The following is a 9,153-nucleotide window of genomic DNA, read 5'->3' on the forward strand; positions in this document are numbered from 1 at the left end:
GGTAAAGCGGTTAATTACTTGAAAGCCTTTACCTTTGTGCACAAAAAGAAACCCAATGAATTTGAAATTTACCTGCTTACTTGCTCTCTCTGTATGGAGTTTGGCTGCCACAGCACAGACTCCCGAAAAACCATCAGACGATCTTTACTCTTTATCGCTGGAAGAATTGATGAATGTGCCGATCAACTCGGCTTCCAAGAAAGATGAAACACTTTTCGATGCACCGTTATCCAGCTATACTATAACACGCGCAGAGATCGATAAAGCCGGTTCTACCAGCATTATGGAAGCACTACGACTGGCACCCGGTGTAATTGTGCGCGAAGAAACGAACGGAGTATATGATATACACCTCCGCGGTTTTGATAATGCTCTGCGGTATACGCAACAGCCTTTTACAAAATCTGACTTTACTACATTGGTGATGATCGATAACCGACCTGTGTTTAACAACAACCTGGGCGGAACTTTCTGGGAAAGTTTACCGATCGATATACACGATGTAGAACGCATCGAGATTGTGCGCGGTCCTTCGGCTCCGCTGTTCGGTCCGAATGCAGTAACTGGTGTGATCAACATTATTACCAGGCGTGCAACCGGGCAAGGTATATATACCGATGCCAAAGTGCAGTATACATCCAACACCGTTATTGCGAATGGCGCCTTCGGAAAAAATATACAGGACAAGCTGAGCTTTATTCTTTCAGGTAATTACCAGGATCGCGATCGTTTTGATGATACATACTATTCCATTCCTGCCGATAAGTTTGTAGATCCGGTAACACTCTTCACCGGCAATTCTCAAAATCCGCAAGGCTCTGCGTCCAATCGTTTCCCGAATCCGGGGCGCGCACTGAACAAATGGGGAGCCAATGGTTTTGTAAACTATAAACCGATTGATAAGGTGTCGCTCGACCTGAGCATCGGCTTGCAGAAAGACGAAGTACAAAAAGCATTTTTAGGTGTGCAGGGTTCATCATCGCAGCTTACATATTTTTCTACCAACCGTTCTGATTCACGCTACGCTAACCTTGCTGCACAGGTATATGGTATCCATATCCGCTCATCCTTTGTAGACGGGCACGACAATATCAATGTAGGCAGCAACCCGAGTCAATATAACTATACTACATTTGATGCCACGGCCGAGTATGGGATTAATATAGGAGAGAAGAATACCATAACACCGGGTATAAGCTACCAGGTTGTTGATTTTACTGATAAAGATTATACACACCCGGAGCAGAGTATATATGGATTTCTGAACGCTGATCGTTCGATCAATACCGTTGCAGGCTTTGTGCGAACTGACATTAACCCGTCTGAACATTGGCGGATTATGGCAGCCATCCGCGCTGATAAATTCTCCACGCCTGACAAGACCCGTATTGCGTACGAACTCGCTACAACCTATAAGATTAACCAGAACAATCTGATACGCGCTGCAATAACACGCTCTAACAGCGGATCATTTATAGGCAACACATACCTGAATGTAACGTCTGGCACGGGTATACCTACAGCCCCCACGGTAAAGCAAACCGGTAACACCAATCTCTCTCTGCTCACGGTAGAAATGTATGAAGTAGGGTACCGGGCTCAGTTAAGCAAGAGCTTCCAGCTTGATATAGATATATTTCACCAGCAGATGAATGATATTGCTGCGCTCCTGCTAACAGAAGTACAGGCAACCAATTTACCTTCGCCTCCCTATCCGGCTATCATTCCTAAAACATACCAGTTCCAGAACGTGCCTACCAAGCTCATACAAAATGGCATTACGCTTTCGCTCAACTATGTGCCCAGCGAAAAGATACAGTTCAAGCCTTTTGTAACGGTACAACATACGGAAACAAAAGATCTTCCTTCAGATTATGTAGCATCATCGTTCAATCCGACCTATAGCGATTCGAAGCATACCAACACACCAACCTGGTATGGCGGATTTTACTTCAACTATAAAGCAACATCCAGGTTTAACATTAACCTGAGCAGCTATACCTATGCCCGTCATACACAATACGACTATGCTGACAAGATCAGTCCACGCACGCAAGGCGATATCTCCGGTAAATTCTTACTGAATGCCAAGCTGAATTATACACCGGTAAAATCGGTAAATCTTTTCCTCAACGGCAGAAATATACTCAACAGCGATTCACGCGAGTTCTATGGCACGGACAAGATCGGTGGAGTATATATGATCGGTGCAGCGATAACAATGAATTAGAAGATATATACCTAAACAAAAAAGAGGCAGTTCCGAAAAGAACTGCCTCTTTTGTTTTGGGCTGGTAGCTATACTGTAAGAGTGGGGTATCTCCCTCTGCATTTCTATAACTCCAGTATTTTTCCGTGGGCCAGTAGCCTGTAGCTTAGCGGCCATCCCTATATTTTATGTTTGATCTGTGACACCAGATGCTGAAACGCCTGGTCTTCACGAATTTTCGGGTTCCAGGCAAAGCCCATCTCGATCAGGTCGAGTGTTTCCGTTATCGTGGCACACTCTTGCTCTTTGCCTTTTTCGCGGGCGAGTATAAATGCTGTATCTGATATAGCGAGAGAGTTCTCTACATCGTGACTGATAATGACCAGTGTATTTAACTCGTGTAGTGTAGAAACACGCAGTAAAAGATCCATAACACGATCGATCATCAGTGCATCCAACCCGGAGAAGGGTTCGTCCAATAGTATAAACCGGTTTCCGGTAAGCACTTGTTGTATAATACTAACGCGCTGACGCTGTCCTCCTGAAAGCTGCATCGGATATTTTTTCAGATGCTCAGACAGGTCGAATTTTTCAGCATACTCTTGTATAAGTTTATCTTTTTCCTCGGAGGTTTGGGTGTTGCTCGAGTGTTTCATCGCCAAGCGAAGATTCTCTTGTACCGTGCGATGATTAAAGAGTATATAGTTCTGTGCCACAATGCCTACTTCACCCGCTACTACCGGGTGTTGATCAAGACCTATATTTACTATGCCGGTAGTTGGCTGTATCAGCCCGGCCAGTATTTTGAACAATTGTGTTTTACCTATACCGCTTCGTCCTATCAGGGATATTACCTGCCCCTGATTTACATCCGGGCGAACGATGTTGTGTATCTTGAAATTGATATCGCGAAGAATCTGCTTGTCGTATGTAAGACTTACACCCTGCACATCGATCAGCAATTCATTTTTACTGTATTTCATCATTTGCGTACATGGATTTTGGTATAGGGGAAAAGCCAGTAGCGCATGTTCTTCAGCAAGTAATCGAAGAATATACCCAGCGCAAAAATGATCACGAGTATAGCGAACACGGTACTCAGATCTATATACTTGTTGGATTTGATCAGCATCGTGCCAAGTCCGCCTTCCGACATACTTAAGCCTTCTACCATCGTAATCATCATCCAGGCAATCGCGAAGTTCTGGCGCATTACTTCAAACACCTGGTCGAGCCGGCCAATGATCACCACTTCCAGTAATGTTTGCCAGTTGTTCATGCGCAATGTTTTGCAAAGCTCATACTCCTGTATGTTGATTGATTCAATGATCGACAGCAAGGAGGTAACAAAGAAGGGCACTATACCAAAGATGAGCAGACTCAGCTTTAGTTGATGACCATCTTGTGTGATCAGTGTGAACAGGAAGATAAGACCTGTTAATGTGAGGTAGCGACATTTCACTATAAATCTTGCCAGCGGAGTAAACACCGGTATGAGTGACAGGTAACTTACTACCAGCGCTATTACGATCGACAATCCCATGCCGGTTAATGTCAATCCAAGACTGCTGAAGAAGTTATCAATAAAGAACTCGGTTGTTACGATCGTTACTACCGCCTTTATAATTTTAAGCGGTGTAGGGATCAGGCCATTGGCACCAAAGATTTCCCATAATAAAAGGGCAACAACCGTCTGGATAATGATGAGTATTACCAGGGTGCGCCCTTTTATATGAGTCAATGGACTAAAGATCTGTTTAAGGATATCCATTGACAATTATATTATTCTCCCAATACGATTTGTACGCGTCTGTTTTGTGCGCGGCCAGCAGCCGTACCGTTGTTACCGATCGGTTTTGCAGGACCAAAGCCTTTTGATTCTACACGTTCTGCTACGAGACCTTTGCTCACCAGGTAACTTTTTACGGAGTTAGCACGATCTTCTGACAGCTTCTGGTTTACATCTGCGCTACCGGTGTTGTCGGTGTGACCATATACACCCACTTTCAAACCTTCGGCAACGACAGAGCTTTGCAGAATTTCATCCAGCAGTTTATAGGAGTCTGGTTTGATAATCGCACTTCCGGTCTCGAACTGTATCTGATACGACTTCGAAGAAACTTCGCTCGTAATCTGATTCGAATAAGAAACCTGTAACGCTTTACCTTCCATCAACTCAGGGTGATTCACGATCACAGACTGCAAGAATGACTTGTCAATCACTTGTGAGTACTGCGGATAAGTAGCCATATACTCCGGATACATCTTTGAAAGTATATCTCCGAAAGTATTATATACTATCTTGTAGCGATCGAGACCATCTTTACCTAAACCGAATGTGTTGGCAGCATCCTGCAGGTTAAACGCCATTGATCCACCCAATGAAACATTCAAGCCTTGCGCATCTTTTTCAGTAACACCATTATAGTACTTCAACCAATAGTCGGCATCCTGTTCGTTATATACATTCTTGGAAATCTTTGCTGCAAAAGCTTTTGCTTCGTTGAATGATCTCACCTGGTCGCCCGCCTGGCCCAGTGCCATGATCAGGTTCTCGATGTCGGTACGGTGATCGTATGCAAACTTCTTGATGGTGATGGTAATGTTCGGCATCTGCGAAGCATACTGTTTGGTGTTAGCGATTGTGATCAAACCACCTTTTTGTTTGGCTATGTTCACGTCACCAGGTGTCCACGTAGCAACAGCGTCTACCCCTACCGTTATATCTTCACTGGTCTTCTTACCATCTTTTATAACCTTGCGGCTTTCCTTATAGCCGGTGATATATTTATTTCCCGCTTCCAGGAAGTCGTTGGCAGCAACAATGTTGATCGCATCTTTATCATACGTAGTTTCATCCGGGTTTACGCGCAGGTTGTTATCGCCCGCCCACTTCAACAGGATGTTCATATCACCATCGCGCAACACACAGGCTACTGTTTTACCAATGGCAGACTGCGGATTGGTCTTCCACTCAGAAGGTCCCATCAACTGATCTTCACCATACGATTTACCCATAGCATAGAAAGCGATCGGCTGATATTCCGGGCCGAGTGGTTCGAGTTCTTTTACCAGGCCGGCAAAGAATGCAGGCATACCATCGCCCATGAAGGAGGCAAACACAGCAGGTGTTTCAGGATTGTTCTTATAGTCTTGTGCAAACTTTACTATATCTGCGATAGACTTGAAGCAGTCGTCCTGGCGAACAACGTTTACCTGTAGTTTAGCCTTATCAAGCAATGAACCTTTCGTAGTAAGCGCACCACCGTTGGCATACATGAGCGGGAATTGTGAGTTCCATGCCATTATTTTCCATACGATGCGAGTACCTCCATTTACAGATTCTTCTTCTGAAGGCAGCGGCAACATCATAGCATTGCCACCGGCAAGAGAAGCTTCGGGTGCATCGGGTAACGATACACGCCCGATCTCTGTTGATGCTTTTGCTTCCTGCGGTCGTTTATCCCACCAGAAAATTTTTCCGGCGAAGATTGCACCAAGTACAATCAGGATCATCAGAACCTTTCCGGACGTTTTTACTTTAATTGCCATATATATTTAACAGGTTTAATAGATTAAGTTTCTAAAAAATTACTTCAGCAAATCACCAAAATCTCCGGTGATCGATGTCGATACTTTTGTTTGCGTAGAGACGGTAAGTTTAAATTCATTTTCCGGATTGAAAGATTCCAGCATTTTCAAACCTTCTTTCTCGTACGTAGCATTGTCCAGGTCTATCGAGCGCATAAAATCTGACGAGTAACTGATCGCCTTCTTCATGTTGCCCAGCTTGGTTGCTATATCTTCTTTCAAAAATTCCATTGACTGTTCTACCAGTAACTTTTTCTCCGGATCGCCCTTGAATATTTTCAGAGCAGATGTAAGCGCCTTGTTACCGGAAGTCACAGATTTATACAGGTCGCGCTTCAGTTCAAGTTCGTTCTTGGCATCTTCAATGAGGTATGCACTGTTCTTGTGAATGCGCGTCAGGTAATCACCAATTCTTGATAAGTTATCGCGTATAGGTGTTAACTGCTTGATATACTCATTCAGTCGACCGATCTGTCGCGTAGCATTGCCCAGTTCCGGCATCATGTTACGTTCTTTGGCAGTTTGCGCTTTCGTCATCAACTTGTTGATCTCTGCTTCTTTCTCTCTTATTTTGAGATCGATCTTTTCTTTCTGACCATCTACTTCTGCTGATTGCTTGTATAATTTTTCGCGTTCTTCCTGCATATCGTTGATATAGTCTTCAGCGATAATGAACGGGTCGAGCTCGATCACTATACCCACCAGTTTCTTCATGAGTATTTCATAGAAGTAGAAAAGACTCAGGCGGAATTTCCGGTGTGTAACCACATAGAGAAATATACCAAGGCATGCGAGTGCTATACCAAAGTTTACTGTGTTCCAGACAATCTTGGTAAGGATCGGAAATACATAGTATCCTATAACTCCGATTATGCCAAGCGCTGCCAGTGTACCAAATTTACCACCGGGCCTGTTCCAGTACGATTTCAGTTGCTGCCCATCAGTCGGGAAGATCTGTGTTTCCATAGGTTAAAGAGTTGTCTGTATTTTGGTTATATCTTCAGTAATTTTCTGCATCATAGCTTCGCATGCCACATAGTAGCCTTGCTTGTTTGAAGCCAGTTTATTTTCATCTTCCGTAATCGTAGCTTTCAATTTGCCCATAGCAACCTGCGAGTCGGAAATTTCTTTTGTCAGCTTTTGTATCATCTCGGAGTGTTTTGCTATACTCTCTTCGAGTTGTTGAAGCTGCTTGCGTTTGCTACCGATCTCCGATTCACTTTTTTCGTTCGCTACTTTTTCGAACTGTGTTTTATCCTGGTTGATCAGTTCTTTATACTTATTGGCTGATTCAATGAGCTTATCTTTTGTAAGCCCCTGTATAGCAAGCGAAGCGAATGTAGCCGACATGCGTGCCTTCTCATCTTTGATGTGCGCCTCCAGCGTTTCTTCCATCTTCCAGAATTCATAGTAATCCGGTCCGGGCAAATTCGCCTGGTCGAACATACGCTCAAAGTGTTTCTCGAACTTATCAATGTCTTCCGCATTCAGCGTCCTGGCAGGAGCCGAAAGTGGCGGAGGATTTGTACCAGAAGTTGAAGATGATTTTGCAGGGGCAGACTTCCCCGAGTCCTCTTCAAATTCTACAAAGAGGCTCATTGCTTTTTTGAAAATACCAGCCATAGGTTTATTTAATCGGTTTTAGAATTAGGTTTTGTTGAGTAACAATATATTCCGGGTCAGCTTTCAAATATAGTTAGAAAGCGACAAAAAGGCGGCAACCTCTTAAGGGTTAAGCTTATGATTGTGATACTTAAGATGAATAAACCAGCCTTTCAGAACTTAGAGAGTTGCAGGGGGTTCGCTGATCATGTGCAGATTTGCTTGAAATTGAGAGAATAAACGAGCGCGTTTAAGAATGGATGCAGGGTTACATACAAATATTTATTTTGTGCAGTGATTGGAGATTGTGCAAAAACTTATATACAAACTCTTATACCGCACACCAACCCGGGTAAATATAGGCTACCCCAATTTTCCTTTCCTATATTTTATAAATTCCTATAGCGGAGCAGAGTTGTTTTCTATAGCAGCTGTAATATCTGCAAATACCGGCTGCAGTTTTGCAAATATCTTTGCGATGGATTCCGTAAGTGCCTCTATCGTAACGGGCTTTACTATAAAATCGGTGGCGCCATGACGAAGCGCTTCCGTTACATAGTTGGCGTTTACTGTAGTCGAGTACATTACTATAGGTATATCTTTCAGACGATTGATTTTGCGGATCTCTTCCAGACATTCCTGGCCGTTCATGCGCGGCATGTTGAGATCAATAAAGATACAGTGGGGTAAAAAAGCCACATCTTCCCGAAACCTGGTGAGCGCCTGCTCACCATCATTTGCCGTAACTAACTTTACTTCTGCATCTACGCCCTGTAATGCCAGGCTAAATATTTCACGATCATCTGCATCATCTTCTACCAGCAAACAACAAATTGAAATTCCCATACCATTCATGCCTTTAAATAAAACCTGTTTACAACACGACAGGATGGTCAACGGTCTGTACGTATGTTAAAACAACAAATTGAAAACAGTAATTCTACTGAAATTTAATATACCAAATTACTTCTTCCCGGCATTATTAATCAGTTTTATTTCTCTGTTATTTATTTAACCGGCAGCAGAGAACGTTTAGTGTTTCGTTCTCAAATATATACACCAACAGAAGGTATAAAAAATGGCAGCTTATCCACTCCCTTATTATAGGAGGGGGAAGTTTGTGGTTATAAAGATTCTGAATAATATAGATATGCCAGTCAAAGAGCAAGGCAAACTTCTCCCATCCGGTGCGCAGAACAGGAAACATTTTTCTGAAGGTATACTATACCCGATGGTGAGTGTATAGCGATGTTACACCCCAATAATTAAACTGGTTATGGCACCCGATTACTTGCCTCCCAGCACTCTGAATGGAAACATAAAAATCGTACCGATCAGCTTGAACACGATCTCCAGGCTGAAACCGAGAATACGAAAAGGCAATAACAACAGCCACACAATGGGCAGCACAAATATCATAATCAGTGCAAGCGGCCAGCACAACACAAACAAGATACACCACAGGAGGATTGCCATTATTGTTCTCATACAAATCTGTTTTGCGAATATTTACAAACGACTTACCAATTTTATAATGGCTGATTTTAAGGTTGTTACGGGATCATCAGGACAATATGTATTCACATACGTACAATACAGTGATCAGAAGTGTACATTTTTAAAGACCCGCATTTAAACCTTTCAATCCTGATTTTGTCAAAGACACAAAGCCATGAAAATGAGAAGATCGGGAGTATATATTTTAGTAGTGCTGACAATTTTATTCTGGACGGGTACCGCTACTGTAGCAG

At 43.1% G+C, this 9,153-nt stretch carries 8 protein-coding genes; 1 reads left to right on the top strand and 7 read right to left on the bottom strand.

Features of this window, described 5'->3' with window-relative positions:
• The first annotated feature begins 55 nt into the window (after nucleotides 1–55).
• The gene (locus VIN08_RS14440; RefSeq protein ID WP_331966434.1) at nucleotides 56–2,230 is read left to right on the top strand and encodes a TonB-dependent receptor plug domain-containing protein; all 2,175 of its coding nucleotides are present in this window, start codon (nucleotides 56–58) and stop codon (nucleotides 2,228–2,230) included.
• Nucleotides 2,231–2,388: 158 nt separating this feature from the next.
• Here the strand turns inward: VIN08_RS14440 and VIN08_RS14445 are convergent, their stop codons facing one another.
• The 7 genes from VIN08_RS14445 to VIN08_RS14475 form a co-directional block, all read right to left on the bottom strand.
• A complete protein-coding gene (locus tag VIN08_RS14445) occupies nucleotides 2,389–3,195 on the bottom strand; it encodes an ABC transporter ATP-binding protein (protein ID WP_331966437.1) in 807 nt (268 codons plus the stop codon).
• Nucleotides 3,192–3,980, bottom strand: a complete 789-nt coding sequence (locus VIN08_RS14450) for an ABC transporter permease (protein WP_331966439.1) — start codon at nucleotides 3,978–3,980, stop codon at nucleotides 3,192–3,194. The genes VIN08_RS14445 and VIN08_RS14450 overlap by 4 nt, the downstream gene beginning before the upstream one ends.
• A gap of 11 nt (nucleotides 3,981–3,991) precedes the next feature.
• Complete coding sequence (locus VIN08_RS14455; protein ID WP_331966442.1) at nucleotides 3,992–5,761, bottom strand: OmpA family protein; 1,770 nt, start codon at nucleotides 5,759–5,761, stop codon at nucleotides 3,992–3,994.
• A gap of 39 nt (nucleotides 5,762–5,800) precedes the next feature.
• Nucleotides 5,801–6,766: a hypothetical protein gene (locus VIN08_RS14460; protein WP_331966445.1), complete on the bottom strand. Its 966-nt coding sequence runs from the start codon at nucleotides 6,764–6,766 to the stop codon at nucleotides 5,801–5,803.
• A 3-nt stretch (nucleotides 6,767–6,769) separates the two neighbouring features.
• Nucleotides 6,770–7,423 (bottom strand): DUF4047 domain-containing protein, encoded by a 654-nt coding sequence (locus tag VIN08_RS14465; protein ID WP_331966447.1) that lies wholly within the window; start codon nucleotides 7,421–7,423, stop codon nucleotides 6,770–6,772.
• Nucleotides 7,424–7,801: 378 nt separating this feature from the next.
• A complete protein-coding gene (locus VIN08_RS14470; protein ID WP_331966450.1) occupies nucleotides 7,802–8,248 on the bottom strand; it encodes a response regulator in 447 nt (148 codons plus the stop codon).
• Nucleotides 8,249–8,689: 441 nt separating this feature from the next.
• A complete protein-coding gene (locus VIN08_RS14475) occupies nucleotides 8,690–8,890 on the bottom strand; it encodes a hypothetical protein (protein ID WP_331966453.1) in 201 nt (66 codons plus the stop codon).
• Nucleotides 8,891–9,153: the final 263 nt, after the last annotated feature.

The sequence above is a fragment of the Ohtaekwangia sp. genome, assembly GCF_036568665.1.
Classification (GTDB): domain Bacteria; phylum Bacteroidota; class Bacteroidia; order Cytophagales; family Cyclobacteriaceae; genus Ohtaekwangia.

Bases quoted from the DNA above. Each gene is read 5' to 3' on its own strand.
- VIN08_RS14440 (WP_331966434.1), top strand. From the start codon at position 56: ATGAATTTGAAATTTACCTGCTTACTTGCTCTCTCTGTATGGAGTTTG.
- VIN08_RS14445 (WP_331966437.1), bottom strand. From the start codon at position 3,195: ATGATGAAATACAGTAAAAATGAATTGCTGATCGATGTGCAGGGTGTA.
- VIN08_RS14450 (WP_331966439.1), bottom strand. From the start codon at position 3,980: ATGGATATCCTTAAACAGATCTTTAGTCCATTGACTCATATAAAAGGG.
- VIN08_RS14455 (WP_331966442.1), bottom strand. From the start codon at position 5,761: ATGGCAATTAAAGTAAAAACGTCCGGAAAGGTTCTGATGATCCTGATT.
- VIN08_RS14460 (WP_331966445.1), bottom strand. From the start codon at position 6,766: ATGGAAACACAGATCTTCCCGACTGATGGGCAGCAACTGAAATCGTAC.
- VIN08_RS14465 (WP_331966447.1), bottom strand. From the start codon at position 7,423: ATGGCTGGTATTTTCAAAAAAGCAATGAGCCTCTTTGTAGAATTTGAA.
- VIN08_RS14470 (WP_331966450.1), bottom strand. From the start codon at position 8,248: ATGGGAATTTCAATTTGTTGTTTGCTGGTAGAAGATGATGCAGATGAT.
- VIN08_RS14475 (WP_331966453.1), bottom strand. From the start codon at position 8,890: ATGAGAACAATAATGGCAATCCTCCTGTGGTGTATCTTGTTTGTGTTG.